We start from the raw sequence: 26,219 nt of genomic DNA, 5'->3' as shown, positions 1-26,219 counted from the left end.
CGGGTGGCGGCTTCGCCTGACCCGGCCTACGGTTTTCCAGGCCCGCTAAGCGCAGCGCCAGCGGGCTTTTTTACTAGCGTACTGCCTGCGCAATCCATGCCGATAAGTCCCGCAACTCTTGTTCCTGTTCCGGGAAATCCCCCATTAACGCGTCGCACTCCTGCTGCAGCATATCCGCCCGATACAAACAGCCCTGCAAGCGGGCCGCCAGCGCTTCCAGCGGTGCCGGGTTGAGGCTGTCCGTAAACACCTGCGTACGGGTAATGTGGCCTTTCTCCACGTCAAAGTGCAGCTCCACGCCGCCCCAGGTAAAACGTTCGTCCAGCAGGTGTGAAAACGCCGGAGCCTGGCCGAAGTTCCATTCCCAGCTGCTCTGGCGTGCAAAGGTTTCGGCGAAGTTGGGCAGATCCGGGGTCTTATCCGGCGAAATCACTTCCGCATCCACGCGCTCGCCGTAATGTTCAAAGAACGCTTCACGGATCGCGTCGCAAATCTGCTCGTGCGTAATCCCCGGCAGCAGCTCCACCAGATTCGCCACGCGTCCGCGCACGGAGGTAATGCCCTTAGCCTGGAGCTTTTTCTTATCAGGATTAAGGTAGTTCGCCAGACGGCTCAGGTCGGCGTTCAGCAGCAGGGTGCCGTGGTGGAACCCGCGATCCATTGTTTCGCGGTAGGCGGAGCCGGAGATCTTGCGGTCGCCCTCGGGCGTTTTGACCACGAGATCGTTCCGCCCCGAGGCTTCAGCCGTCACGCCGAGCGCATTGAGCGCGTTGAGCACAATAGACGTAGAGATAGTTTTGTCGTATTCCGGTTTTCCCGCCATAAAGGTAAAGCAGGTATTGCCCAGATCGTGAAACACCGCGCCGCCGCCGCTGCTCCTGCGTGCGAGACGGACGTTGTCCTCTTCCATACGCCGGGTGTTGCACTCTTTCCACGGGTTTTGCGCGCGGCCGATGACCACCGTATCGGCGTTACGCCAGAGAAACAGGACGCGCTGGGTAGCGGGCATCTGGCGGAAGATGCACTCTTCTACCGCGAGATTAAACCAGGGATCGTGAGAGTCCGAGTTAAGCAGGCGTAACGTCGTCATGGCAGAGTTCCTTTTCCATATCTTTCGCCTACTTTATCACTATTCCTTCTTCTCGCTCTCTTCGTCTTCGGGAACCGACCTGCTGGCGGTCAGCAGGAACGGCGACTGCTGCCAGCGGGTACGCTTGCCCTGAAGCAACGTGCGCGCCAGCACGACGCCTATCGCCAGCGAGAGTAACAGCATCAGGCGCAGAATATTGGTGGTGTTATCCACCTGCTTAGCTTCTGTTGGCAGGGTGTGGGTATCCAGCGTCAGGCGCAGATACCCCAGCGGGCCATTTTTACCCTGAACGGGTTCGACAATCTGCTGGTTGAAATAGCCTCCGGCTTTTTTGCCGTCCAGCGCCAGCCTGTCGCGCACGTCGACGTGCTCACCGGCGCGGGCAATCAGGTCGCCTTTTTCATCGTACACGCCCGCATCCAGAATACGGCTGTTTTCCGTGAGCTGACGCAAGACCTGGCCTATCCGCTTATCGTCCGGCGTTTCATTGCGCATCAGGGGGGCAACGTTGAGCGTCACCTGACGCGCCAGGGTACGGGCCAGCTCTTCAAACTGCGGGTTGCGCTGCCGCTGATGATTCTGGCTAAACCACGATGCCCCTTGCATCAATGCGACTAACAGTGCGAGACAGATCAGGACAATCACGGCGCGATGAAGCCGGAATTTCAGTTTTGCGCGAGCCATATTCCACCTGCTGAAAATTTAGGGCTTAATGTTGCCAGAAGTGATGGTTACAGGGTAGCCTCATGCGTTATTTTCCCTCTGGAACCTTCCGGCGCGAACAAAATTACAGGAGCTTTAATGCCGAACATTACCTGGTGTGACCTGCCAACGGATGTCTCTTTATGGCCAGGATTGCCGCTCTCGTTAAGTGGCGATGAGGTGATGCCTCTGGATTACCACGCTGGCCGTAGCGGCTGGCTGCTGTACGGACGCGGCCTGGATAAGCAACGCCTGACCCAGTATCAAACCAAACTGGGCGCGGCGATGGTCATTGTTGCCGCCTGGTGCGTGGAAGATTACCAGGTCATTCGCCTCGCGGGTTCCCTGACGCAGCGCGCCACGCGTCTGGCGCATGACGCCGGGCTTGACGTAGCGCCTCTCGGCAAAATTCCGCACCTGAAAACGCCGGGTCTGCTGGTGATGGACATGGACTCCACCGCTATTCAGATCGAATGTATTGACGAGATTGCTAAACTGGCAGGCAGCGGCGAGCTGGTGGCGGAAGTCACCGAGCGTGCGATGCGCGGCGAGCTGGACTTCACTGCCAGCCTGCGCCAGCGCGTGGCGACCCTGAAGGGGGCCGATGCTAACATCCTGCGCCAGGTGCGCGACGTGCTGCCGCTGATGCCGGGGCTGACGCAGCTGGTGCTGAAGCTCCAGTCCCTCGGCTGGAAAGTGGCGATCGCCTCCGGTGGCTTTACCTTCTTTGCGGATTATCTACGCGAGAAACTGCATCTGACCACGGTGGTCGCTAACGAGCTGGAAATCATGGACGGCAAGCTGACCGGCCAGGTGATCGGCGATATCGTGGATGCCCAGTACAAAGCCAATACCCTGACGCGCCTGGCGGAAAAGTATGAGATTCCGGTCGAGCAGACCGTCGGCATTGGCGACGGCGCGAACGATCTGCCAATGATCAAAGTGGCTGGCCTTGGCATTGCCTACCATGCCAAACCAAAAGTGAATGAAAAGACGGAAGTCACTATCCGTCACGCTGACCTGATGGGGGTGTTCTGCATTCTCTCCGGCAGCCTTAATCAGAAATAATGAGGTAAACCGTGGCGAAAGCTCCAAAACGCGCATTTGTCTGTAATGAATGTGGTGCGGATTATCCGCGCTGGCAGGGGCAATGCAGCGCCTGTCATGCCTGGAACACCATCACCGAAGTGCGTGGTGTGGCGGCTTCGCCGAGCGTGGCGCGCAATGAGCGCCTGAGCGGCTATGCGGGCAATGCAGGCGTGTCGAAGGTGCAAAAGCTTTCTGATATCAGCCTGGAAGCGCTGCCGCGCTTTTCCACCGGCTTCAAAGAGTTTGACCGCGTGCTCGGCGGCGGCGTGGTGCCGGGCAGCGCGATTCTGATCGGCGGTAACCCGGGGGCGGGGAAATCGACCCTGCTGCTGCAAACGCTCTGCAAGCTCGCCGAACAGATGAAAACCCTGTACGTGACGGGTGAAGAATCCCTCCAGCAGGTGGCGATGCGCGCTCACCGTCTCGGCCTGCCGACCGGTAACCTGAACATGCTGTCGGAAACCAGCATCGAGCAGATCTGCATGATCGCCGAAGAAGAGCAGCCGAAGCTGATGGTGATCGACTCCATCCAGGTAATGCACATGGCGGACATTCAGTCCTCGCCGGGCAGCGTGGCGCAGGTGCGTGAGACCGCTGCTTACCTGACGCGCTTTGCCAAAACGCGCGGCGTGGCGATTGTGATGGTCGGCCACGTTACCAAAGATGGCTCTCTGGCGGGTCCGAAGGTGCTCGAACACTGTATCGACTGCTCGGTGATGCTCGACGGCGACGCGGATTCCCGCTTCCGCACCCTGCGCAGCCACAAGAACCGCTTTGGCGCGGTGAACGAACTGGGCGTGTTTGCCATGACCGAGCAGGGGCTGCGCGAGGTCAGCAACCCGTCGGCCATCTTCCTGAGCCGCGGCGATGAGATCACCTCCGGCAGTTCGGTAATGGTGCTGTGGGAAGGGACGCGCCCGCTGTTGGTTGAAATTCAGGCGCTGGTGGATCACTCGATGATGGGTAACCCGCGACGCGTGGCGGTCGGTCTGGAGCAGAACCGCCTGGCTATCCTGCTGGCGGTGCTGCACCGTCACGGCGGCCTGCAGATGGCGGATCAGGATGTGTTCGTCAACGTGGTTGGCGGGGTGAAAGTCACTGAGACCAGCGCAGACCTGGCGCTGCTGCTGGCGATGGTCTCCAGCCTGCGCGACAGACCGCTGCCGCAGGATCTGGTCGTCTTCGGTGAAGTGGGTCTGGCCGGGGAAATCCGTCCGGTGCCGAGCGGCCAGGAGCGTATCTCCGAGGCGGCAAAGCACGGCTTCCGTCGGGCGATCGTTCCGGCCGCCAACGTGCCGAAAAAAATCCCGGAAGGGATGCAGGTCTTTGGCGTTAAGAAACTCGCAGATGCGTTAAATGTCTTTGACGACTTATAATTACGTATTCGATTTTGCAGGAGGCACCGTAATTTATGTCATCATTTGACTACATCAAGACCGCGATCCGCCAGAAGGGCTGCACGCTGCAGCAGGTGGCGGACGCCAGCGGCATGACCAAAGGCTACCTGAGCCAGTTGCTGAACGCCAAAATCAAAAGCCCCAGCGCGCAGAAGCTTGAAGCGCTGCACCGCTTTCTGGGGCTGGAGTTCCCGCGAATGCAAAAGAACATCGGCGTGGTGTTCGGCAAGTTTTATCCGCTGCATACCGGGCATATCTATCTGATCCAGCGCGCCTGTAGCCAGGTGGACGAGCTGCATATCATCATGGGCTACGACGAAACCCGCGATCGCCAGCTCTTTGAAGACAGCGCCATGTCGCAGCAGCCCACCGTACCGGACCGCCTGCGCTGGCTGCTTCAGACCTTTAAGTACCAGAAAAACATTCGCATTCATGCCTTTAACGAAGAGGGCATGGAGCCGTACCCGCACGGCTGGGACGTGTGGAGCAACGGCATCAAAGCGTTTATGGAAGAGAAGGGCATTGCACCTAACTGGATCTACACCTCTGAAGAGTCCGACGCGCCGCAGTTCCGCGAGCATCTGGGCATCGAGACGGTGCTGATCGACCCGAAACGCACCTTTATGAACATCAGCGGGGCGCAGATCCGCGAGAACCCGTTCCGCTACTGGGATTATATTCCGACCGAAGTGAAGCCGTTCTTCGTGCGTACGGTGGCTATTCTGGGCGGCGAGTCGAGCGGTAAATCAACGCTGGTCAACAAGCTGGCGAACATCTTCAACACCACCAGCGCGTGGGAGTATGGACGCGATTACGTCTTCTCTCACCTCGGCGGCGACGAGATGGCACTGCAGTATTCCGACTACGATAAAATCGCGCTCGGGCACGCCCAGTACATTGATTTCGCGGTGAAATACGCTAACAAAGTGGCGTTTATTGATACCGATTTCGTCACCACGCAGGCGTTCTGTAAAAAGTACGAGGGGCGCGAGCACCCGTTCGTGCAGGCGCTGATTGACGAATACCGCTTTGACCTGGTGATCCTGCTGGAAAACAACACCCCGTGGGTGGCCGACGGCATGCGCAGCCTCGGCAGCTCGGTGGACAGGCGCGAATTCCAGACCATGCTGGTGGAGATGCTTAACGAGAACAACGTTGAGTTTGTGCATGTGGAAGAGTCAGACTACGACTCCCGTTTCCTGCGATGCGTCGAGCTGGTGAAGGAGATGATGGGGGAGCAGGGGTAATAACTTCCCCCTCGCCCTTTTGGGGTGAGGGGGGGAATACCTCAGAACTCAACCACCACCTTCCCGCGCATATGCCCCTCCAGCACCTTACGGTGCGCTTCGGTAATGCTTTCCACGCTCAGCCCGTGCAGCGTTTCGCTGAGCGAGCTTTCCACCACGCCGTTATCCACCAGCTTCGCCACCTCATTTAAGATCTCACCCTGACGCGCCATATCAGCCGTCTTGTACATGCTGCGGGTGTACATAAACTCCCAGTGCAGGGCGGCGGATTTGGACTTCAGCTTATCCTGGTTCAGCGGATGTTCATTCTCAACGATGGAACAAATATGCCCCTGCGGCGCAATCAGTTCGCTGACCGCATCCCAATGCCCGTCGGTGTCGTTGAGGATGAAAATATAATCCACGAAGGTAAGCCCCTGCTTCGCCAGCTCGCCTTTTAGATCGCGGTAGTTGACCACTACGTCAGCACCGCGATCGCGGCACCATTGGGCTGAATCTTCCCGTGAAGCGGTTGCGATAATCTTCACCTTGCTGTTGTGCTTCGCAAACGGGATCGCCAGCGATCCCACGCCGCCCGCGCCGCCGATGATCAGCAGGGTTTTGTCCGCTTCGGCATCCTGAATGTTCAGCCGTTCAAACAGACCTTCCCACGCGGTGAGCGCAGTTAAGGGGAGCGCAGCGGCTGCCGCCCAGCCGAGGCTGGCAGGCTTGTGGCCGACAATGCGCGCATCTATCAGCTGATGAGTGGTATTGCTGCCCGGGCGGGTGATGTCGCCCGCGAACCACACCTCATCACCTGGTTTGAAGCTGGTGACGCCAGCTCCAGCGGCTTTGACGACCCCGCTGGCATCCCACCCCAGAATTCGCGGCTCGTTCAGCCCATTTTTGGCGATGCCTGCATGCACTTTGGTATCAACCGGGTTAATAGATACGGCTTTCACCTCTACCAGCAGATCGTGTTCGCCAGGCGTCGGCATTGGCGGGGTGATTTCAATGAAGGTGGACGGATTTTCCGGGTTAACGGCAATGGCTTTCACTGACATGGTGTGCTCCTCAATGGAATGCGTTTTGTTGAGGCTAGTCTATTAAGTGGCCAGCCGCATGATAAGATGGACAATCATGAACTCAGCGTTCGTACAGGGTGAACAATCATGTTTAAACAGCTGCAGGATATGGCGCTGTTTGCGCTGGTGGCGGAGATGGGCAGTTTTACCGCGGCGGCGCAGAAAGCCGAACTGCCGAAATCCAGCGTCAGCCAGCGGATCAGCCAGCTGGAGCAGCAGGTGGGGATCCGTCTGCTTAACCGCACCACGCGCAGGATCAGCCTGACGTTCGCGGGCGAGCACTATCTGGTGCACTGTCGGGAGATGCTGGCGGCCAGCGAGCGGGCGGAGTACGCCATTCAGCGCCTGCGTGAAAACCCCAGCGGCAGGCTGCGTATTACCTGTCCGGCGGGGATTGGCGCGACCCTGCTGGCGCATATGAATGCCGAGTTTCAGCTTCGCTATCCTGACGTGTCGCTCGATGTATCGATCTCTGACGACGTGGTGGATCTGGTCGAGTCCGGTTTTGACGTGGCGCTGCGCACCGGCAAGCCGCAGGACTCCTCTCTGATAGGCAGAATGATCGGGCACTGCCCGCGCTACATGCTGGCCTCGCCGGATTATCTGGCACGCCGGGAGCCGTTAATCCATCCCCGACAGCTGGTGGAGCACCGCTGTATTACGCACCGGGCGTGGTCGGAATGGCTGCTGCGAAGCGAGGGTGAGGATTACCGCTACCTGCCGGACAACGGCCACATGACCGATAATCTGGTGTACGCCCGCGAATGCGCGATTGCCGGGGCGGGGATCACGCTGTTACCCGCATTTCTGCTGGAAGATAAGATCGAAAAGGGGGCGTTGGTTCAGGTGCTGCCGGAATGGCGCGTTGAAGGTAACGATCTCTGGCTGGCCTATCCGAGCCGGAAGCTGAATTCACCCGCGCTGATGAGCTATATCGAGTTTGCGATGCAGTTTGATGAGGTGAAGCGGTATTACGTGGGTGGGTGATGTTGTGCGGTCTGATGCCCTCACCCTGAATAAAAAACGGCAACCGAGGTTGCCGTTTTGCTTTTATTTCGCAATACGCTTGTACTTAATACGCTTCGGCTCCAGCGCGTCTGCGCCCAGCGTGCGTTTTTTGTACTCTTCGTATTCGGTGAAGTTACCTTCGAAGAACTCCACTTTACCTTCGTCCTGGTAGTCCAGGATGTGGGTCGCGATACGGTCCAGGAACCAGCGGTCGTGCGAGATAACCATGGCGCAGCCCGGGAACTCCAGCAGGGCGTTTTCCAGTGCGCGCAGGGTTTCGATATCCAGGTCGTTGGTCGGTTCATCGAGCAACAGAACGTTACCGCCCACCTGCAGCAGCTTCGCCAGGTGCAGACGACCACGCTCACCGCCGGACAGCTCGCCCACGCGTTTGCCCTGGTCGGTGCCCTTAAAGTTAAAGCGGCCAACGTAGGCGCGGCTTGGCATCTCGGTGTTGCCGATACGCATGATATCCAGCCCGCCGGAAACTTCTTCCCACACGGTTTTGCTGTTATCCATCGCGTCACGGAACTGGTCTACGGAGGCCAGCTTCACGGTTTCACCCAGGGTGATTGAGCCGCTGTCTGGCTGTTCCTGACCAGACATCATACGGAACAGGGTCGATTTACCCGCGCCGTTCGGACCGATGATGCCAACGATAGCGCCTTTCGGTACGGAGAAGGTCAGATCGTCGATCAGCACGCGGTCACCGTAGGACTTACGCAGGTTGGTCACTTCAACCACTTTATCCCCCAGACGTGCTCCAGGTGGAATAAACAGTTCGTTGGTTTCGTTACGTTTCTGGTATTCGGTGTTGTTCAGCTCTTCAAAGCGTGCCAGACGGGCTTTGCCCTTAGACTGACGGCCTTTCGCGCCCTGACGTACCCACTCCAGCTCTTTCTCGATAGACTTGCGACGGGCCGCTTCCTGAGACGCTTCCTGCGCCAGACGCTGATCTTTCTGCTCCAGCCAGGAGGAGTAGTTGCCTTCCCACGGAATACCCTCACCACGGTCCAGCTCCAGGATCCAGCCGGCGACGTTGTCGAGGAAGTAACGGTCGTGGGTAATTGCTACAACGGTGCCTTCGAAGTCGTGCAGGAAGCGCTCCAGCCACGCCACGGATTCCGCATCCAGGTGGTTGGTCGGTTCGTCGAGCAGCAGCATGTCTGGTTTTTCCAGCAGCAGGCGGCACAGCGCCACGCGGCGGCGTTCACCACCGGAGAGATTCGCGATTTTCGCATCCCAGTCCGGCAGACGCAGGGCATCCGCCGCGCGCTCGAGCTGCACGTTCAGGTTGTGACCGTCGTGCGCCTGGATGATCTCTTCATATTTGCCCTGCTGAGCGGCCAGTTTGTCGAAGTCCGCATCCGGCTCGGCGTATTTGGCATACACTTCATCCAGACCTTTCAGCGCGTTAACCACTTCGGATACCGCTTCTTCAACGGATTCACGTACGGTGTGTTCCGGGTTCAGCTGAGGTTCCTGCGGCAGGTAGCCGATCTTGATGCCTGGCTGCGGACGGGCTTCACCTTCGATGTCTGTATCGATGCCGGCCATGATGCGCAGCAGGGTGGACTTACCGGCACCGTTGAGACCCAGCACACCAATTTTTGCGCCCGGGAAGAAGCTCAGCGAGATATTTTTAAGAATATGACGTTTCGGCGGGACAACTTTGCCGACACGATGCATGGTATAAACGAATTGAGCCACGTGGACTTCGCCTCTTTTATCGTAAATGAGAAGGAATTTCAGCCTCGAAGTGTAGCCTTTTTCACGCCCTAATCCCAGCCAGGAACGTCGGGAGTGTTAAAACGCGCAAGAAAGGTAAAAAAGTGTCCATGACGTGGCGCGTTGCTGGATGCCTGGTTAGCATAAGTTGTTGTGACTTTGACGTGGCAAGACGCTGCAATTGACGAAAAAACAATGAGGAAGAGCTTGTGGAAAAAGCCAAACGGGTGGTCTGGCGTCTGCTGGCTGCCAGCGTATGCGTAATGGCGGTAAGCCAGGCGGTGCATGCCGATTCACTGGATGAACAACGTAACCGCTACGCCCAGATTAAACAGGCGTGGGACAACAAGCAGATGGATACCGTGCAGGCGCTGATGCCGACGCTCAAGGATTATCCGCTGTATCCGTATCTGGAGTATCGCCAGATTACCGACGATCTGATGAACCAGCCGACCGTCACCGTGAATAATTTCATTCAGGCGAACCCGACCCTACCGCCTGCCCGAAATCTCCAGTCTCGTTTTGTGAATGAGCTGGCGCGTCGTGAAGACTGGCGCGGCCTGCTGGCGTTTAGCCCTGACAAGCCGAATACCACCGAAGCGCAGTGTAATTACTACTATGCGAAATGGGCGACCGGGCAGCAGGAAGAGGCCTGGGCCGGGGCGAAAGATCTGTGGCTGACCGGCAAAAGCCAGCCGAACGCCTGTGATTCCCTGTTCGGCGCATGGCGCGCTTCCGGCAAGCAGGATCCGCTGGCCTACCTTGAGCGCATCCGCCTGGCGATGAAAGCCGGCAACACGCGTCTGGTGACCGCGCTGGCAGGGCAGATGCCGTCCGATTACCAGACGATCTCCTCGGCGGTTATCGCGCTGGCAAACGATCCGAACAGCGTCCTGACCTTTGCCCGCAGCACGGGCTCGACCGATTTTACCCGCCAGATGGCGGCGGTGGCTTTTGCCAGCGTGGCGCGTGACGATGTCGAAAACGCGCGGCTGATGATCCCGCAGCTGGTGCAGGCGCAGCAGCTGAATGAAGATCAAACCCAGGAGCTGCGCGACATCGTGGCCTGGCGACTGATGGGCACGGACGTGACCGACGAACAAGCGCGCTGGCGTGACGATGCGATCATGCGCTCAAACTCGACCTCGCTTGTCGAGCGCCGCGTGCGCATGGCGCTGGGCACCGGCGACCGCCGTGGCCTCAACACCTGGCTCGCGCGTTTGCCGATGGAAGCCAAAGAGAAGGACGAATGGCGCTACTGGCAGGCCGATCTGCTGATGGAGCGCGGTCGTGAAGACGAAGCCAAAGAGATTCTTCACTCGCTGATGCAGCAGCGCGGGTTCTACCCGATGGCGGCGGCGCAACGGCTGGGCGAGGAGTACACGCTTAAGATCGACAAAGCGCCCGCTAACGCGAACCCCGCTCTGACGCAGGGGCCAGAGATGGCGCGCGTGCGCGAGCTGATGTACTGGAACATGGATAACACCGCGCGCAGCGAGTGGGCCAACCTGGTGACCAGCCGCACCACGGATGAAAAAGCGCAGCTTGCCCGCTATGCGTTTGATAATCGCTGGTGGGATCTGAGCGTGCAGGCGACGATTTCAGGCAAGTTGTGGGACCATCTCGAAGAGCGTTTCCCGCTGGCGTATAAAGATCTGTTTGACCGCTACACCAGCGGCAAAGATATCCCGCAAAGCTACGCCATGGCGATTGCCCGTCAGGAGAGCGCATGGAATCCGAAAGTTCGTTCACCGGTGGGTGCCAGCGGGCTGATGCAAATTATGCCGGGGACGGCGACGCATACGGTGAAGATGTTCAACATTCCAGGTTACAGCAGCCCGTCACAGCTTCTCGATCCGGATACCAACATCAACATCGGCACCAGCTATTTGCAGTATGTCTATCAGCAGTTTGGCAATAACCGCATCTTCGCGTCGGCGGCGTATAACGCCGGTCCGGGCCGCGTGCGCACCTGGCTTGGCAACAGTGCAGGACGCATTGACGCAGTGGCGTTCGTGGAGAGCATTCCGTTCTCGGAAACGCGCGGCTACGTGAAGAACGTGCTGGCCTATGACGCCTACTATCGCTACTTCATGGGGCAGAAAGATACCCTGATGAGCGATGCCGAGTGGCAGAGACGTTACTGATCGGCATGGGTTGTGTTATGCTGTACTCGCTAAAGAGTACAAGAGGCAGCATAACATGACCCAGCATTCCCCGTATTCCTCGGCAATGGCCGAACAGCGTCACCAGGAGTGGCTTCGTTTTGTGGAGCTGCTTCGCCAGTCTTACGAGCAGGATTTGCACCTACCCCTCATGCAGCTGATGCTTACGCCGGACGAGCGTGAGGCGCTGGGCACGCGCGTGCGGATTATTGAAGAGCTATTGCGCGGTGAGATGAGCCAGCGCGAGCTGAAAAACGAGCTGGGCGCGGGCATCGCGACGATCACCCGTGGATCGAACAGCCTGAAGTCTGCGCCGGTTGAGCTGCGCCAGTGGCTCGAGTCAGTCTTATTGAGCGATCAACGATAAATGGCGTTATGAAACGGGCTCAGCGCCAGGATCACCGCCTGATGGTAAACCCCTGAACGCGTGAGCTTACCCGCCGTAAAGACGCCAATTGCCCCTTCTTTACGTCCAATCTCATCAATGCCGGTGTACTGTGACATCACCGGCCCGAGCGCTTCACCTGCACGGACTTTTTCCAGAATGATCTCCGGCAGCGGCAGGGTGGCTGAGCGCGCTTCGCCGCGCTGCTCACGGCTTTCAATCACCACCCAGCTAAAGGTTGCGCCTTCGTCGATGCCTGCTTCAATGGCGACCCAGAAGTCAGCCTTCGGGGCCGCGGCTTTTGCATTTGCCACGCGATTTCGTGCGCCAGCGCGCGTTTCCTCGCTGCCAAACGGCTGTTCAGGTACGCCACTCTCGACGCCGATGGCCTCAATATGGCAGGATCCTTCGCCGAAAATCTCTTCAAAAGCCTTTAGAATTGCCTGAATTTTGGCAGGATTGGTGGTAGCAGAGACAACATGGTGCATAATTAAGCTCGATTCAAAAAAACTCATCGCAGTATAACGGAAAAAAAGCATGTTACAGGTATACCTTGTTCGCCACGGTGAAACGCAGTGGAACGCCGAGCGACGTATTCAAGGCCAGTCAGACAGTCCTCTCACCGAGAAGGGTGTGCAGCAAGCGTGGCAGGTGGCGGAACGCGCCAGAACGCTGGGCATTACCCACGTTATTACCAGCGATTTAGGTCGCACACAGCAGACGGCGCGCATCATTGCCGACGCCTGCGGCTGCGATGTGATGCTTGAGCCGCGCCTGCGCGAGCTGGATATGGGTGTGCTGGAAAAGCGCCATATTGATACGCTGACGGAAACGGAAGAGGGCTGGCGCCGCACGCTGGTGAACGGTACCGAAGATGGTCGTATTCCTGAAGGGGAATCCATGCAGGAGCTGAGCGTGCGTATGCATGCCGCGCTGGCGGAATGCCTCAAGCTTCCGGCAGGCAGCCGTCCGCTGCTGGTGAGTCACGGTATCGCGCTCGGCTGCCTGGTGAGCACCATTCTGGGGTTACCGGCTTACGCTGAGCGTCGGTTACGCCTGCGTAACTGCTCCATTTCCCGGATTGATTATCAGGAAAGCGCGTGGCTGGCGTCGGGCTGGGTCGTGGAGATGGCAGGGGACATTTCGCATCTCGATGCCCCTGCGCTTGATGAACTGCAGCGTTAACGACGGACAGGAATCAAGAATTCCATACGCAGATTGATTGGGCCTTCTTCCGGTTTGGCATCCTGCGCCGGGTAGTAGCGCTCGATATCCTGACCTTTACGGCGATTCAGATTTAGCATTGGCATGCAGGTCCCGTAAACGGTCAGGATAAACTCCTGGACGCCCGTGCCCAGTCCTTCATACGAGAACATCACGTACTCGCCGCCTTCCAGCACGACCGGCTTCGAACCCTGAATGTAGCCATTCGCCAGCTCCGGCGTCAGCGCGGTGGTGTAAAACACCTCCTGCTCGTCGTCTTTTTCCTGGCTTGGGTGCGTTTCGTTGAGGCCATACAGGATCGGCGGAATGGCCGGTGCATGGCTCAGGAAATCGCGCCAGAACTGGACGCGCATCTGATGGCGGAACTCAGAAATCTGCTCCAGAGAGCACGAGTAGCTCTGGGTTGTACCGATCAGATGGGTTTCCGGCAGAGTGACCATTTCGTATTTCGGCATCGCGAACTCGCCCAGACGCAGCGGCGGACGCATGCCAAACGAGCTCCAGTCAGGCGAGCGGCGATAGAGCGCTGGCGTCAACGAGAACTGTTTTTTAAAGGCGCGGGTGAAGGTCTGCTGCGAATCAAAACGGTACTGCAGGGCAATATCCAGAATTGGCCGCGCGGTCAGGCGCAATGCCACCGCAGATTTCGATAAACGACGTGCGCGAATATAGGCACCGATAGCATGACCGGTGACATCCTTGAACATCCTTTGCAGATGCCACTTGGAATAGCCCGCTTTAGCCGCCACATTATCCAGTGACAAAGGCTGGTCGAGATGACCTTCCAGCCAGGTGAGCAGGTCGCGAATAATTCCAGCCTGATCCATATACTATCCTCATCCTTAAAACAGCAGGTGCCTGATAACAGGTTAGCGGATAATAGCATTTTTTGATGTTTTAGCATTCAGTGTTTTTTTTGCGCATTAATGCCTTTTCTCTCTCATTTTGGGTGAATATATTCTAATCCTGTGATCTTGCTACATTTTTGACTAACGTGTTGAATAATCGCTCAATGCAATTTTAAAGAATGGTAACAATATGAAATACAAGACTTTGCTTCTTACTGCCCTGTTACTGGTAGCGGGCCGTGCGGCGCAGGCGGAACAGATTGGTTCTGTCGATACCGTGTTCAAAATGTTCGGTCCGGACCACAAAATTGTGGTGGAGGCGTTTGACGATCCGGACGTGAAAAACGTCACCTGCTACGTCAGCCGCGCGAAGACGGGCGGTATTAAAGGCGGCCTGGGGCTGGCGGAAGACACTTCCGATGCGGCGATCTCCTGTCAGCAGGTGGGGCCGGTTGAGCTGAGCGATAAAATCAAAAACGGCAAAGCGCAGGGCGACGTGGTGTTCCAGAAACGGACCTCGCTGGTGTTTAAAAAGCTGCAGGTGGTGCGTTTCTATGATGCGAAACGCAACACGTTAGCTTATCTGGCTTATTCCGACAAAGTCGTGGAAGGCTCACCGAAAAACGCGATCAGCGCGGTGCCAATTATGCCGTGGCATTGATTTTCCTGAATATTATTGATCGTACCAATGACATTATTACCTTATTAAATATGCAGTTTTAGGTGTAATAAAGTCGGTGCGATCAATTTTTAAAAGGAAATCAGCTAATGGCCGTACCCGCTCATCTCTGGCTTTATGACATAAATGGTTCACTTATCCCGGGAGGGAGTGAAGTCGCAGGAAGAGAAGGCAGTATAGAAATACAGAGTTTTGTTCATGGATTACATGTTCCCTTTGACGGTAATACTGGCCGGCTGACGTCTACACGTGTACACAACGTGATGAGTATTGAAAAGGAGTTCGATAAAGCCTCTCCGTATCTTTACCGTGCTGTAGCGCAAGCCGAGAGATTGCAAAGAGCACAAATTCGGTGGTATCGAATAACAACTTCAGGCACGGAAGAGGAGTTTTTTCATATTTTGCTTGAGGATATACGTCTCATCCATATAAATCCTTCGATGCATAATTTCAAACAGCCCATTGGGCAGCTTTCGGTTCCAACGGAGTCTCTTGGCCTGGGGTATGCACGTATCACCTGGAAATATCTCGACGGCAACATTCAGTTTACCGATGAATGGAATTCACGCATGTGCGCTTAAGGTTGAGAGAAATGATCTATTGTGAGTTCAATTACAACGAGCATTTTTCAGCAAATAGTTTAATGCTTCGTTGCGCTGGTGTAGGCACATTCCCGGTATTTTCTGGCCTGGGCGCATTCATGAATATTTCTGAGTATTCCGGACACCGTAATGGACCGATACCGCTGGGTAAATATTGGATTGTAGACAGGCCTATGGGAGGGATTGGCTCAATGGAAAGAATGGTGGAGAAATGGTTCAAAACGGGGAATCGCTACTGGGAATGGTTTGCCCTGTACCGCCAGGATGGTTTGATAGACGATAGGACGTTTGTCGATGGCGTGATGCGAGGAAATTTCCGTCTTCATCCACTCCGTCCAGACGGCAGTGGCGTATCTGATGGTTGCATCACGTTCCGTAATCAGGCTGATTTCGATCAGCTGCGTCAGGCGCTTCTTAAAACGACTACCCAGGTGCTTCCCCATAGCAAGATAAAGGCTTATGGAGAGCTCAGCGTGATTGGGATGAGGCGGGCATAAAGTGAAACGGTACTTGCCCCTGCTGGCGCGTATATGCATGGCTCCCATGGGTTTTGTGCTGATTGGTGTTCTGGCTGTTAACTCACTGGATTTCGGCAGTTACGCATGGGGAGGATATCAACTAACGTATGCCCAACTTCTTTTGGCTCTTTGCCTAAATCTCTTTCTGGCATCAGTCATTCTAATAGCCTGTTATCTGTGCATTCTGAAGATAGCTGGATTGTGGGTCAGAAAGGAAATTTATGTAGGCATCTTTTACATCTGCGTCTTTCAATTGTTCTTTGCCGTTTTCACCATTATGGATTGCGACGTTGCTTTGAAATCGGCTGTAGAGCATTTGCTCCATCTTTGTGGCAAGTGGGAGTGGGCAGAATCCCTTGATTTTGATAAACAAGAAGCACAAAGAGAGAGCCGGGATGCCTGGATTACATTAATTTACCTCGCAGGCAATACCGCGCTTTCGCAGGTGTCGACGATGATATTCTCCAGACGTATGTAGATAAAAAAAACGGCGCAAATGCGCCGTTTTTTACTGCGTGACGTGACGGATTATTCCTGCAGATCACCGCAGAAACGGTACCCTTCGCCGTGGATGGTGGCGATGATTTCCGGCGTATCAGGCGTCGATTCGAAATGCTTACGAATACGACGAATGGTCACGTCGACGGTACGGTCATGAGGCTTCAGCTCACGACCGGTCATTTTCTTCAGCAGTTCTGCACGGGACTGAATTTTGCCCGGATTTTCGCAGAAGTGCAGCATCGCGCGGAATTCGCTGCGCGGCAGCTTATACTGCTCACCGTTCGGGCTAATCAGCGAACGGCTATTGATATCAAGTTCCCAGCCGTTGAATTTGTAGCTGTCGACGCTACGACGCTCTTCGCTGACCGTGCCCAGGTTCATGGTGCGGGACAGCAGATTGCGTGCACGAATGGTTAACTCGCGAGGGTTGAACGGTTTGGTGATGTAGTCATCCGCACCGATCTCCAGGCCAAGAATTTTATCAACTTCGTTATCACGGCCCGTCAGGAACATTAACGCGACGTTCGCCTGTTCACGCAGTTCGCGCGCCAGCAGAAGACCGTTTTTGCCCGGCAGGTTGATATCCATGATCACCAGGTTGATATCATTTTCAGAAAGGATCTGATGCATCTCTGCGCCATCGGTCGCTTCAAAGACATCGTAGCCTTCTGCTTCGAAAATGCTCTTTAACGTGTTGCGTGTTACCAACTCGTCTTCAACGATAAGAATGTGCGGGGTCTGCATGTTTGCTACCTAAATTGCCAACTAAATCGAAACAGGAAGTACAAAAGTCCCTGACCTGCCTGATACATGTCGCAAATTAACATGATCGGCTTAACGTGACTAAAGTACGTAATTGCGTTCTTGATGCACTTTCCATCAACGTCAACAACATCATTAGCTTGGTCTTGGGTACTTTCCCTTTGGACCCGACAGTGTCAAAAACGGCTGTCATCCTAACCATTTTAACAGCAACATAACAGGCTAAGTGACACCAGACACCCAATAAAACTACGCTTCGTTGACATATATCAAGTTCAATTGTAGCACGTTAACAGTTTGATGAAATCATCGTAGCCGAATGCTAGCCTTTGTCACAATTTTTCAATAAACCAACTAGTTGCGGAGATTGATTTATAAACAAAGCGAATCCAATCAGAACAGGGTATTCACGTTGCCATTATCATTATAAAACATAGGGATAATAGGCTTCTGTTAACATTCTAACTGATTGTTCAGACACAAAATAGTTTAGCGTCTTTAATTTGTTATGAAACGCTATTTCGGTGATTTGTGTTGCAAATTTGTAAATTCGTGCTGCGTAATATGTTGAAGTACATCACACTTTTCTCCGCTAACTGATTAAAAAGAGAGCATAAATGCATCTGTCGATTGTACTGGTCGCTCCAGCCAGAGCCGAAAATATAGGCGCTGCGGCGCGTGCCATGAAGACCATGGGTTTTACCGATTTACGTATTGTGGACAGCACTGCGCACCTGGAGCCTGCCGCCCGCTGGGTGGCGCACGGTTCGGGGGATATTCTCGATAATATAACGACTTACGCTACGCTTGCCGACGCGCTGCATGACATTTCATTTACCGTTGCCACCACAGCACGCAGCCGGGCGAAGTTCCACTACTACGCCACGCCTGCTGAACTGGTGCCCATGCTGGAAGAGAAAAGCCAGTGGCTTGAGAAAGCCGCGCTGGTATTTGGTCGTGAAGATTCCGGGCTCACCAACGAAGAGCTTGAGCTGGCGGACGTTCTCACCGGTGCGCCGATGGTAGCCGATTATCCTTCCCTGAATTTAGGCCAGGCGGTAATGGTCTATTGCTATCAATTAGCTTCCCTAATGCAAATCCCTCAACCCCAGACAGAAGCCGCCAATGAAAATCAGCTGGCCGCGCTTCGTGCTCGCGTAGAGCGTCTTTTATCGAGCCTTGGCGTTGCGGACGATCAAAAAATGGCCGACTGGCTACAGCAGCGCCTTGGACGTCTTGAGCAGCGGGACACCGCCATGTTGCACCGTTTGCTGCACGATATTGAAAAAAAATTGGCCGAGTAAAATGCTGTCATAAGTTTTTACTATGGCGAAATGGTCTGTCGTGGAGGGTTGCGGCTGGGGGATTCGGATGAAAATAAAACGTCACGCAGCGTGACGTGAACGTCCGCGGAATTGTGATCAAATTAAAAATTCATTGACTTAAGGTGCCCGATCCTTTAACCCTAAAAGAATACAGCACAGACAGATAATAATGACAGAGTACACAACATCCATGAAACGCATCAGCATCACCACCATTACCACAACCATCATCATTACCACAGGTAACGATGCGGGCTGACGCGTACAGGAAAAACAAAAAAAAGCCCGCACCTGAACAGTGCGGGCTTTTTTTTCGGCTAAAGGAAACGAGGTAGAACCATGCGAGTGTTGAAGTTCGGCGGTACATCAGTGGCAAATGCAGAACGTTTTCTGCGTGTTGCCGATATCCTGGAGAGCAACGCCAGGCAGGGGCAGGTTGCGACCGTGCTCTCTGCCCCGGCAAAAATCACAAACCATCTGGTGGCGATGATTGAAAAGACCATAGGTGGCCAGGATGCACTCCCGAACATCAGCGATGCCGAGCGTATCTTCGCCGAGCTGCTGCAGGGGCTGGCAGAGGCACAGCCTGGTTTCCCGCTCGCGCAGCTGAAGTCCTTCGTTGAGCAGGAGTTTGCTCAGATCAAACATGTGCTGCACGGCATCAGCCTGCTGGGCCAGTGCCCGGACAGCGTCAACGCGGCGCTGATCTGCCGGGGCGAAAAACTCTCCATCGCCATCATGGCGGGCGTGCTGGAAGCGCGCGGCCACAACGTTACCGTGATCAATCCGGTTGAGAAATTGCTGGCAGCGGGCCACTACCTCGAATCTACCGTTGATATTGCCGAATCAACCCGCCGTATTGCCGCGAGCAAAATCCCCTCTGACCATATGATCCTGATGGCGGGCTTTACCGCAGGAAATGAGAAGGGTGAACTGGTAGTGCTGGGCCGTAACGGATCCGACTACTCCGCCGCCGTGCTGGCCGCCTGTTTACGCGCTGACTGCTGTGAGATCTGGACTGACGTCGACGGCGTCTATACCTGCGATCCGCGCCAGGTGCCGGACGCCAGGCTGCTGAAGTCGATGTCCTACCAGGAAGCGATGGAGCTTTCCTACTTCGGCGCCAAAGTGCTTCACCCGCGTACCATCTCCCCCATTGCCCAGTTCCAGATCCCATGCCTGATTAAAAACACCGGTAACCCACAGGCGCCAGGCACGCTGATTGGTGCCAGCAGCGATGAAGATGGTCTGCCGGTGAAAGGCATTTCCAACCTGAATAATATGGCAATGTTCAGCGTCTCCGGTCCGGGGATGAAGGGGATGGTCGGCATGGCGGCGCGCGTTTTTGCGGCCATGTCACGCAACGGTATCTCGGTGGTGCTGATCACCCAGTCCTCTTCCGAATACAGCATCAGCTTCTGCGTGCCTCAGGTCGACTGTCTGCGCGCGCGCCGCGCGCTGGAAGAAGAGTTCTATCTGGAGCTGAAAGAGGAACTGCTGGAGCCGCTCTCCATTCAGGAGCGCCTGGCGGTGATTTCGGTGGTTGGCGACGGTATGCGCACGCTGCGCGGTATCTCCGCCAAATTCTTTGCCGCGCTGGCGCGGGCCAATATCAACATCGTGGCGATTGCCCAGGGCTCGTCCGAGCGTTCAATCTCCGTGGTGGTGGATAACGATGACGCCACCACCGGCGTGCGCGTGGTTCACCAGATGCTGTTCAACACCGATCAGGTTATCGAGCTGTTCCTGATTGGCGTGGGCGGCGTCGGCGGTGCGCTGCTGGAGCAGGTGAAGCGCCAGCAGGAGTGGCTTAAGAAAAAGCACATCGATCTGCGCGTCTGCGGAATTGCGAACTCGAAAGCGCTGCTTACTAACGTTCACGGTCTGAACCTGGAGAACTGGCAGGCGGAGCTGGAAGAGGCGAAAGAGCCGTTCAACCTGGGGCGCCTGATCCGTCTGGTGAAAGAGTATCACCTGCTTAACCCGGTTATCGTTGACTGTACCTCGAACCAGGCGGTGGCCGACCAGTACGCCGACTTCCTGCGCGAAGGCTTCCACGTGGTGACGCCGAACAAAAAGGCCAACACCTCGTCGATGGATTACTATCACCAGTTGCGCCTGGCGGCGAGCAAGTCGCGCCGCAAGTTCCTGTACGACACCAATGTAGGCGCCGGCCTGCCGGTCATCGAGAACCTGCAAAACCTGCTGAACGCGGGCGACGAATTGCAGCGTTTCTCCGGCATCCTCTCCGGCTCCCTGTCGTTTATCTTCGGCAAGCTGGATGAAGGGATGAGCCTGTCGGAAGCCACCCGTGCCGCGCGCGAGCTGGGCTACACCGAGCCAGATCCGCGCGACGATCTCTCCGGGATGGACGTGGCGCGCAAGCTGCTGATCCTGGTGCGCGAAACGGGCCGCGAGCTGGAGCTTTCGGATATCGTGATTGATCCGGTGCTACCAGCCGAGTTTGACACCAGCGGCGATGTCAGCACCTTTATGGCGAATTTACCTCAGCTTGACGATGCCTTTGCCGCACGCGTTGCGAAAGCCCGTGATGAAGGTAAGGTATTGCGCTATGTTGGGAACATTGAAGAGGACGGCGTATGCCGGGTGAAGATTGCCGAAGTGGATGGTAACGACCCGCTGTACAAAGTCAAAAACGGCGAAAACGCCCTCGCGTTTTACAGCCACTATTATCAGCCATTGCCGCTGGTGCTTCGCGGCTATGGCGCAGGGAATGATGTGACGGCGGCGGGCGTGTTTGCCGACCTGCTGCGTACCCTGTCATGGAAGTTAGGAGTTTAAGATGGTTAAAGTATATGCCCCGGCTTCCAGCGCCAATATGAGCGTCGGATTTGACGTGCTGGGTGCGGCGGTGACGCCGGTGGACGGTTCGCTGCTGGGCGATACGGTAACGGTTGAGGCGGCAGAAAGCTTCAGCCTGAATAACGTTGGCCGTTTCGCCAGTAAGCTGCCGCCTGAACCACGCGAGAATATCGTTTATCAGTGCTGGGAGCGCTTCTGTCAGGAGATTGGCAAAAACGTGCCGGTCGCCATGACGCTGGAAAAAAGCATGCCGATTGGTTCGGGCCTGGGCTCCAGCGCCTGCTCGGTTGTCGCCGCGCTGGTGGCGATGAACGAGCACTGCGGCAAGCCGCTGAACAATAGCCGTCTGCTGGCGCTGATGGGCGAGCTGGAAGGGCGCATCTCCGGCAGTATTCATTACGATAACGTGGCGCCGTGCTTCCTCGGCGGCATGCAGCTGATGATTGAAGAAAATGGCATCATCAGCCAGCAGGTGCCAGGGTTTGATGAGTGGCTGTGGGTGCTGGCGTATCCGGGCATCAAGGTCTCTACCGCGGAAGCGCGTGCGATCCTGCCTGCGCAGTATCGTCGCCAGGACTGTATCGCCCACGGGCGTCATCTGGCGGGCTTTATCCACGCCTGCTACACCCGTCAGCCGCAGCTGGCGGCGAAGCTGATGAAAGACGTCATTGCCGAGCCGTACCGTACGAAGCTGCTGCCCGGCTTTAACGAGGCGCGACAGGCTTCAATGGATATCGGCGCGCAGGCGTGCGGCATCTCCGGCTCCGGCCCGACGCTGTTCGCCCTTTGCGATAAGCCAGACACCGCGCAGCGCGTGGCGGACTGGCTCTCTAAACACTACCTGCAAAATCAGGAAGGCTTTGTTCATATTTGCCGTCTGGACACGGCTGGCGCACGAGTACTGGGATAACGAATGAAACTCTACAACCTTAAAGATCATAACGAGCAGGTCAGCTTCGCGCAGGCAGTGACTCAGGGGCTGGGCAAAAATCAGGGGCTGTTTTTCCCGCACGACCTGCCGGAATTTCAGCTGACCGAAATCGATGAGCTGCTGAAGCTGGACTTTGTCACCCGCAGCACCAAAATTCTGTCTGCGTTTATTGGCGATGAAATCCCGCAGGAGCTGCTGGAAGAGCGCGTGCGTGCGGCGTTTGCTTTCCCGGCTCCGGTTAAGCAGGTTGAGCCTGACGTCGGTTGTCTGGAGCTGTTCCACGGCCCGACCCTGGCGTTTAAAGACTTCGGTGGCCGCTTTATGGCGCAGATGCTGACCCACATCAGCGGCGACAAGCCGGTGACCATCCTGACCGCCACCTCCGGTGATACCGGTGCGGCGGTGGCACACGCGTTCTACGGCCTGAAAAACGTCCGCGTGGTGATCCTCTATCCGAAAGGCAAGATCAGCCCGTTGCAGGAAAAACTGTTCTGCACCCTCGGCGGCAACATTGAAACCGTGGCGATCGACGGCGATTTCGATGCCTGCCAGGCGCTGGTCAAGCAGGCGTTCGATGATGAAGAGCTGAAGGCCGCGCTGGGGCTGAACTCGGCGAACTCCATCAACATCAGCCGCCTGCTGGCGCAGATCTGCTACTACTTCGAAGCGGTGGCTCAGCTGCCGCAGGAAGCGCGCAATCAGCTGGTAGTTTCCGTACCAAGCGGCAACTTCGGCGACCTGACGGCGGGGCTGCTGGCGAAATCTCTCGGTCTGCCGGTGAAACGCTTTATCGCTGCCACCAACGCCAACGATACTGTGCCGCGCTTCCTGAAAGACGGCAAATGGGCGCCTAACGCTACGCAGGCGACGCTCTCCAATGCCATGGACGTGTCGCAGCCGAACAACTGGCCGCGCGTGGAAGAGCTGTTCCGCCGCAAGGTGTGGCGTCTGGGTGACCTGGGCTACGCTGCGGTGACGGACGAAACCACCAAAGCCACCATGCGCGAGCTGAAAGCGGTGGGCTACACCTCTGAGCCGCACGCGGCAATTGCTTACCGCGCGCTGCGCGACCAGCTTAACCCGGGTGAATATGGCCTGTTCCTGGGCACCGCGCATCCGGCGAAGTTCAAAGAGAGCGTGGAAGATATTCTGGGCGAAACGCTGCCGCTGCCAAAAGAGCTGGCCGAGCGTGCCGACCTGCCGCTGCTGTCTCATGAGCTGCCGGCGGATTTCGCGGCACTGCGGAATCTGATGATGACGCGCGCGTGATTTTGTTGCCCGGTGGCGGCTACGCCTTACCGGGCCTACAACGACGAGATGACCGTAGGCCGGGTAAGCGCAGCGCCACCCGGCTTTTTTATGAAGAAATTAAGGAGAAAAATTGCAGGAAAAAAGCAGAAATTCCCAATAAATGCGGTCACTTAGCGTTTAGGATTGCAGAGAATAACATCCACCGTTCCCCTCGCGTACTCTCCTTACATCGGCCCACGTTGGGCAAGAAGAATAAGGAGTCACCTGTGTCTACACTAAAACCTGCACTCATCGCGTTTTCTCTGATGCTGGTCGCCCCCATGGCGGTACAGGCATCTGAAATTACTCTCGTACCTGCGGTAAAACTGCAGATTGGCGATCGGGACAATAGTGGGCATTACTGGGATGGCGGCCGCTGGCGCGACCACGACTGGTGGAAGGCGCATTATGACTGGCGCGATAACCACTGGCGTCCGCATGACGAGCATCGCGATCGTGATGACCGACACGACCATCATCACGACGACCACCGTCCGGGCCCGGACTGGAAGCACCATTAACGCAAAACCCCGCCAGATGGCGGGGTTTAGTTTTACTGCTCGTGGCGCTTAAATACCAGCTCACCTTTCCCTGACGACGCCTCGTCAAAGAAATAGCCGTCGGTGTTGAATCCCATTAACTGCTCCGGCTTCGTCAGGCGGTTCTGAATGATGTAGCGGCTCATCAGGCCACGCGCTTTTTTCGCATAGAAGCTGATGACCTTGAACTTGCCGTTTTTCTCATCAAGGAAGACCGGCTTAACGATCTCCGCGTTCAGCTTTTTCGGCTTCACCGACTTGTAGTACTCATCGGATGCCAGGTTAACCACCACGTTATCACCCTGAGCATGCAGCGCCGCGTTCAGCTTGTCGGTGATGATGTCGCCCCAGAAATGGTAAAGGTCTTTGCCTTTGGCGTTTTCCAGGCGAATCCCCATCTCCAGACGATATGGCTGCATCAGATCCAGCGGGCGCAGTACGCCATACAGGCCCGACAGCATGCGCAGATGCTGCTGGGCAAAATCAAAGTCGGCTTCGCTAAAATCTTCCGCCTGCAGGCCGGTGTAAACATCGCCCTTAAACGCCAGGATCGCCTGGCGCGCGTTGGCGGGGGTGAAATCCGGGTGCCACTCGTGGAACCGGGTCGCGTTCAGGTCTGCCAGCTTGTCGCTGATGCTCATCAGCGAGGCGATTTGCGGCGCAGAGAGCTTACGCGCTTCGCGGATCAGCTGTTGCGAATAGTCCAGCAGTTCTGGCTGGGTATAACGCTCGGTGGCGAGCGGGCTCTGGTAGTCGAGCGTTTTTGCAGGTGAAATCAGAATCAGCATATCCAGTCCTTGCAGGAAATTTAGAGCGACTTTAACAAAAAATCGCCCTGAATTGATCGATAGCTGTTATCGCCGGGGCAAATCATCCCAGGTGCCGGGGGCAAGCTGTGACTGAATTTCGGGATAGCGTGCGGCATCAAATACCGGGGGAACGCCCAGCTTGCGCTGGCGAAGATAATCCCTGGCAATAAGGTTCACAACGGGCGAGAGCAGCAGGATCGCCGTCAGGTTAGTGATTGCCATTAGCGCCATAATGACATCCGCCAGCTGCCAGACCAGCGGCATATTCAGAAGGGAGCCCGCGATCACCATCAGTACTACGCCCAGGCGAAGCAGGAGGATGGCCGGACGAGAGTCGTATTTCAGGAAGATAAGGTTATTTTCGGCGTACAGGTAATTCACCACAATCGAACTGAAGGCGAACAGCATCAGAATGAGCGAGACAAATCCCGAACCCCAGCCGCCGGTCAGGTTCACCAGCGCCTGCTGAAGAAGCTGTATTCCGTCGATATCCGACTCATGCGCGACAGGACCAGCCAGCAGGAGGATCATGGCGCTGGCGGAACAGATAATAACGGTATCCATAAACACGCCTATCATCTGCACGATACCCTGCGCTGCCGGGTGCGGCGGCCAGGAAGAGGCGGCCGCGGCGGCGTTGGGAGTGGAGCCCATCCCGGCTTCATTGGAGAACATGCCTCGCTGAAAACCTGCCATCAGCGCCTGGCTCAGGGTGTAACCCAGCGCGCCTGAGGCCACCTCACGCCAGCCAAAGGCGCTTTTAAAGATGGTCGCAATCACGCCCGGAACCTGGTCGGCATGCAGCGCAGCGACGACCAGGCTCGCGGCAACCCAAAGCAACGCCATGATGGGAACCAGCCACTGCATCAGGCGGGCAACGCCTTTCAGGCCGGCAGAAATGGTGAGCAAAACAAAGAGGGCTAAACCGATGCCGGTGATCCACTCCGGGCAGGAGAAGGTATAGCGCAGGGCATGGGCGACGGAATTTGACTGCACGGTATTAAAAATAAGACCGTACGCGAGCAGTAAAAAAAGCGAGAACAGAACGCCCATCCAGCGCATTCCTAAGCCACGCGCCATATACCAGGCTGGACCGCCGCGAAACTGCCCGTTTCTGTCTTTCTCTTTGTAGAGTTGCGCCAGCGAACTTTCGGCAAAAGAGGTAGCCATTCCGAGAAGCGCCGTGACCCACATCCAGAACACCGCGCCTGGCCCACCGGCGCTGATGGCCAGCGCAACGCCCGCCAGGTTTCCGCTACCGAGGCGGGCAGCCAGGCTGGTACACAGCGCCTGAAACGACGTTAATCCGCCCGGCTGGGGCGTGACGCTGTTTTTCAGACTTCTGCCAAACTTGCGAATATAGCGAAATTGGATAAACCCACTGCGTAGCGTAAACCAGATACCTGCTCCCAGAAGCAGGTAGATCATTATCGAACCCCAGAGGACTTCGTTAATAAAGAAAAGGAAATCAGGCATTAACGTCCCTCTTGTTG

General features: G+C 56.3%; 27 protein-coding genes and 1 other annotated feature. Of the genes, 18 read left to right on the top strand and 9 right to left on the bottom strand.

All coding sequences use genetic code 11. The annotated features are described in order from the left end of the window. Nucleotides 1-73 precede the first annotated feature (73 nt). On the bottom strand, nucleotides 74-1,090 hold the full coding sequence (gene lplA / locus IM265_RS06175) for a lipoate--protein ligase LplA (RefSeq protein ID WP_193030205.1): 1,017 nt from the start codon (nucleotides 1,088-1,090) through the stop codon (nucleotides 74-76). A gap of 39 nt (nucleotides 1,091-1,129) precedes the next feature. Next, nucleotides 1,130-1,774, bottom strand: a complete 645-nt coding sequence (locus tag IM265_RS06170; protein WP_028015443.1) for a YtjB family periplasmic protein — start codon at nucleotides 1,772-1,774, stop codon at nucleotides 1,130-1,132. Nucleotides 1,775-1,891: 117 nt separating this feature from the next. Between IM265_RS06170 and serB the strand changes: the two genes are divergently transcribed. From serB to nadR, 3 genes are read left to right on the top strand one after another with little or no spacing between them, the layout of a single operon-like run. Beyond that, complete coding sequence (serB, locus tag IM265_RS06165; RefSeq protein ID WP_028015444.1) at nucleotides 1,892-2,860, top strand: phosphoserine phosphatase; 969 nt, start codon at nucleotides 1,892-1,894, stop codon at nucleotides 2,858-2,860. Nucleotides 2,861-2,871: 11 nt separating this feature from the next. Beyond that, a complete protein-coding gene (gene radA / locus IM265_RS06160) occupies nucleotides 2,872-4,257 on the top strand; it encodes a DNA repair protein RadA (RefSeq protein ID WP_003856523.1) in 1,386 nt (461 codons plus the stop codon). Between the two features lie 35 nt (nucleotides 4,258-4,292). Then, a complete protein-coding gene (gene nadR, locus IM265_RS06155; protein ID WP_015572616.1) occupies nucleotides 4,293-5,525 on the top strand; it encodes a multifunctional transcriptional regulator/nicotinamide-nucleotide adenylyltransferase/ribosylnicotinamide kinase NadR in 1,233 nt (410 codons plus the stop codon). A gap of 41 nt (nucleotides 5,526-5,566) precedes the next feature. Here nadR and IM265_RS06150 read toward each other — a convergent pair whose 3' ends face one another. Further along, nucleotides 5,567-6,568, bottom strand: coding sequence for a zinc-binding alcohol dehydrogenase family protein (locus IM265_RS06150; RefSeq protein WP_193030207.1), 1,002 nt, complete (start codon nucleotides 6,566-6,568; stop codon nucleotides 5,567-5,569). Nucleotides 6,569-6,676: 108 nt separating this feature from the next. Between IM265_RS06150 and IM265_RS06145 the strand changes: the two genes are divergently transcribed. Beyond that, on the top strand, nucleotides 6,677-7,576 hold the full coding sequence (locus IM265_RS06145) for a LysR family transcriptional regulator (protein WP_047367295.1): 900 nt from the start codon (nucleotides 6,677-6,679) through the stop codon (nucleotides 7,574-7,576). 63 nt (nucleotides 7,577-7,639) lie between these two features. Here IM265_RS06145 and ettA read toward each other — a convergent pair whose 3' ends face one another. Then, the gene (gene ettA, locus IM265_RS06140; protein WP_003856515.1) at nucleotides 7,640-9,307 is read right to left on the bottom strand and encodes an energy-dependent translational throttle protein EttA; all 1,668 of its coding nucleotides are present in this window, start codon (nucleotides 9,305-9,307) and stop codon (nucleotides 7,640-7,642) included. Nucleotides 9,308-9,534: 227 nt separating this feature from the next. Between ettA and sltY the strand changes: the two genes are divergently transcribed. Together sltY and trpR are read left to right on the top strand one after the other, a co-directional pair. Then, complete coding sequence (gene sltY / locus IM265_RS06135; protein ID WP_048960647.1) at nucleotides 9,535-11,472, top strand: murein transglycosylase; 1,938 nt, start codon at nucleotides 9,535-9,537, stop codon at nucleotides 11,470-11,472. 55 nt (nucleotides 11,473-11,527) lie between these two features. Next, a complete protein-coding gene (gene trpR / locus IM265_RS06130) occupies nucleotides 11,528-11,857 on the top strand; it encodes a trp operon repressor (RefSeq protein WP_024907404.1) in 330 nt (109 codons plus the stop codon). Here trpR and yjjX read toward each other — a convergent pair. Continuing rightward, a complete protein-coding gene (gene yjjX / locus IM265_RS06125; RefSeq protein ID WP_041911281.1) occupies nucleotides 11,848-12,363 on the bottom strand; it encodes an inosine/xanthosine triphosphatase in 516 nt (171 codons plus the stop codon). The genes trpR and yjjX overlap by 10 nt on opposite strands. A gap of 49 nt (nucleotides 12,364-12,412) precedes the next feature. On the opposite strand from yjjX, the gene gpmB reads away from it, so the two are divergent. After that, a complete protein-coding gene (gene gpmB / locus IM265_RS06120) occupies nucleotides 12,413-13,060 on the top strand; it encodes a 2,3-diphosphoglycerate-dependent phosphoglycerate mutase GpmB (protein WP_008502057.1) in 648 nt (215 codons plus the stop codon). Here gpmB and robA read toward each other — a convergent pair. After that, complete coding sequence (gene robA, locus IM265_RS06115) at nucleotides 13,057-13,926, bottom strand: MDR efflux pump AcrAB transcriptional activator RobA (RefSeq protein ID WP_028015450.1); 870 nt, start codon at nucleotides 13,924-13,926, stop codon at nucleotides 13,057-13,059. The two genes, gpmB and robA, sit on opposite strands and share 4 nt — an antisense overlap. Before the next feature lie 211 nt (nucleotides 13,927-14,137). On the opposite strand from robA, the gene creA reads away from it, so the two are divergent. From creA to IM265_RS06095, 4 genes are all read left to right on the top strand, one after another. Continuing rightward, complete coding sequence (gene creA, locus IM265_RS06110) at nucleotides 14,138-14,608, top strand: protein CreA (protein WP_014882476.1); 471 nt, start codon at nucleotides 14,138-14,140, stop codon at nucleotides 14,606-14,608. A gap of 107 nt (nucleotides 14,609-14,715) precedes the next feature. Then, nucleotides 14,716-15,207, top strand: coding sequence for a type VI secretion system tube protein TssD (locus tag IM265_RS06105; protein WP_088204594.1), 492 nt, complete (start codon nucleotides 14,716-14,718; stop codon nucleotides 15,205-15,207). An 11-nt stretch (nucleotides 15,208-15,218) separates the two neighbouring features. Further along, nucleotides 15,219-15,725, top strand: a complete 507-nt coding sequence (locus tag IM265_RS06100) for a DUF2778 domain-containing protein (protein ID WP_088204593.1) — start codon at nucleotides 15,219-15,221, stop codon at nucleotides 15,723-15,725. Between the two features lies 1 nt (nucleotide 15,726). Continuing rightward, nucleotides 15,727-16,224, top strand: coding sequence for a hypothetical protein (locus IM265_RS06095; RefSeq protein WP_193030209.1), 498 nt, complete (start codon nucleotides 15,727-15,729; stop codon nucleotides 16,222-16,224). 50 nt (nucleotides 16,225-16,274) lie between these two features. Here the strand turns inward: IM265_RS06095 and arcA are convergent, their stop codons facing one another. Next, entirely contained in the window at nucleotides 16,275-16,991 is a 717-nt protein-coding gene (gene arcA, locus IM265_RS06090) for a two-component system response regulator ArcA (RefSeq protein WP_003856501.1), read from the bottom strand. Nucleotides 16,992-17,086: 95 nt separating this feature from the next. Here arcA and yjjY point away from each other — a divergent pair, with 95 nt between their 5' ends. The 7 genes from yjjY to IM265_RS06055 all read left to right on the top strand — a co-directional run bounded on the left by yjjY (nucleotide 17,087) and on the right by IM265_RS06055 (nucleotide 23,899). Continuing rightward, a complete protein-coding gene (gene yjjY, locus IM265_RS06085; RefSeq protein ID WP_085928893.1) occupies nucleotides 17,087-17,227 on the top strand; it encodes a protein YjjY in 141 nt (46 codons plus the stop codon). Nucleotides 17,228-17,626: 399 nt separating this feature from the next. After that, on the top strand, nucleotides 17,627-18,313 hold the full coding sequence (locus tag IM265_RS06080) for a tRNA/rRNA methyltransferase (protein ID WP_045259421.1): 687 nt from the start codon (nucleotides 17,627-17,629) through the stop codon (nucleotides 18,311-18,313). Between the two features lie 211 nt (nucleotides 18,314-18,524). Continuing rightward, entirely contained in the window at nucleotides 18,525-18,593 is a 69-nt protein-coding gene (gene thrL, locus IM265_RS06075; RefSeq protein ID WP_015572623.1) for a thr operon leader peptide, read from the top strand. After that, nucleotides 18,532-18,649: a sequence feature (Thr leader region), on the top strand. (Overlaps the previous gene by 62 nt.) 24 nt (nucleotides 18,650-18,673) lie before the next feature. Continuing rightward, the gene (thrA, locus tag IM265_RS06070; protein WP_193030210.1) at nucleotides 18,674-21,136 is read left to right on the top strand and encodes a bifunctional aspartate kinase/homoserine dehydrogenase I; all 2,463 of its coding nucleotides are present in this window, start codon (nucleotides 18,674-18,676) and stop codon (nucleotides 21,134-21,136) included. 1 nt (nucleotide 21,137) lies between these two features. Further along, nucleotides 21,138-22,067 (top strand): homoserine kinase, encoded by a 930-nt coding sequence (gene thrB, locus IM265_RS06065; RefSeq protein WP_041911275.1) that lies wholly within the window; start codon nucleotides 21,138-21,140, stop codon nucleotides 22,065-22,067. A 3-nt stretch (nucleotides 22,068-22,070) separates the two neighbouring features. Continuing rightward, nucleotides 22,071-23,357: a threonine synthase gene (gene thrC, locus IM265_RS06060; RefSeq protein WP_045259424.1), complete on the top strand. Its 1,287-nt coding sequence runs from the start codon at nucleotides 22,071-22,073 to the stop codon at nucleotides 23,355-23,357. 248 nt (nucleotides 23,358-23,605) lie between these two features. Continuing rightward, a complete protein-coding gene (locus IM265_RS06055) occupies nucleotides 23,606-23,899 on the top strand; it encodes a DUF2502 domain-containing protein (protein WP_193030212.1) in 294 nt (97 codons plus the stop codon). A 32-nt stretch (nucleotides 23,900-23,931) separates the two neighbouring features. Here IM265_RS06055 and yaaA read toward each other — a convergent pair whose 3' ends face one another. Next, complete coding sequence (gene yaaA / locus IM265_RS06050; protein ID WP_045259426.1) at nucleotides 23,932-24,705, bottom strand: peroxide stress protein YaaA; 774 nt, start codon at nucleotides 24,703-24,705, stop codon at nucleotides 23,932-23,934. A gap of 66 nt (nucleotides 24,706-24,771) precedes the next feature. Continuing rightward, nucleotides 24,772-26,202 (bottom strand): sodium:alanine symporter family protein, encoded by a 1,431-nt coding sequence (locus IM265_RS06045; protein WP_193030214.1) that lies wholly within the window; start codon nucleotides 26,200-26,202, stop codon nucleotides 24,772-24,774. Nucleotides 26,203-26,219: the final 17 nt, after the last annotated feature.

It is taken from the genome of Enterobacter cloacae complex sp. P17RS (assembly GCF_014895885.1).
Lineage (GTDB): Bacteria > Pseudomonadota > Gammaproteobacteria > Enterobacterales > Enterobacteriaceae > Enterobacter > Enterobacter bugandensis.
Note: the sequence above shows the minus strand (reverse complement) of the source record. Positions and strands in the feature narration are given on the sequence as shown.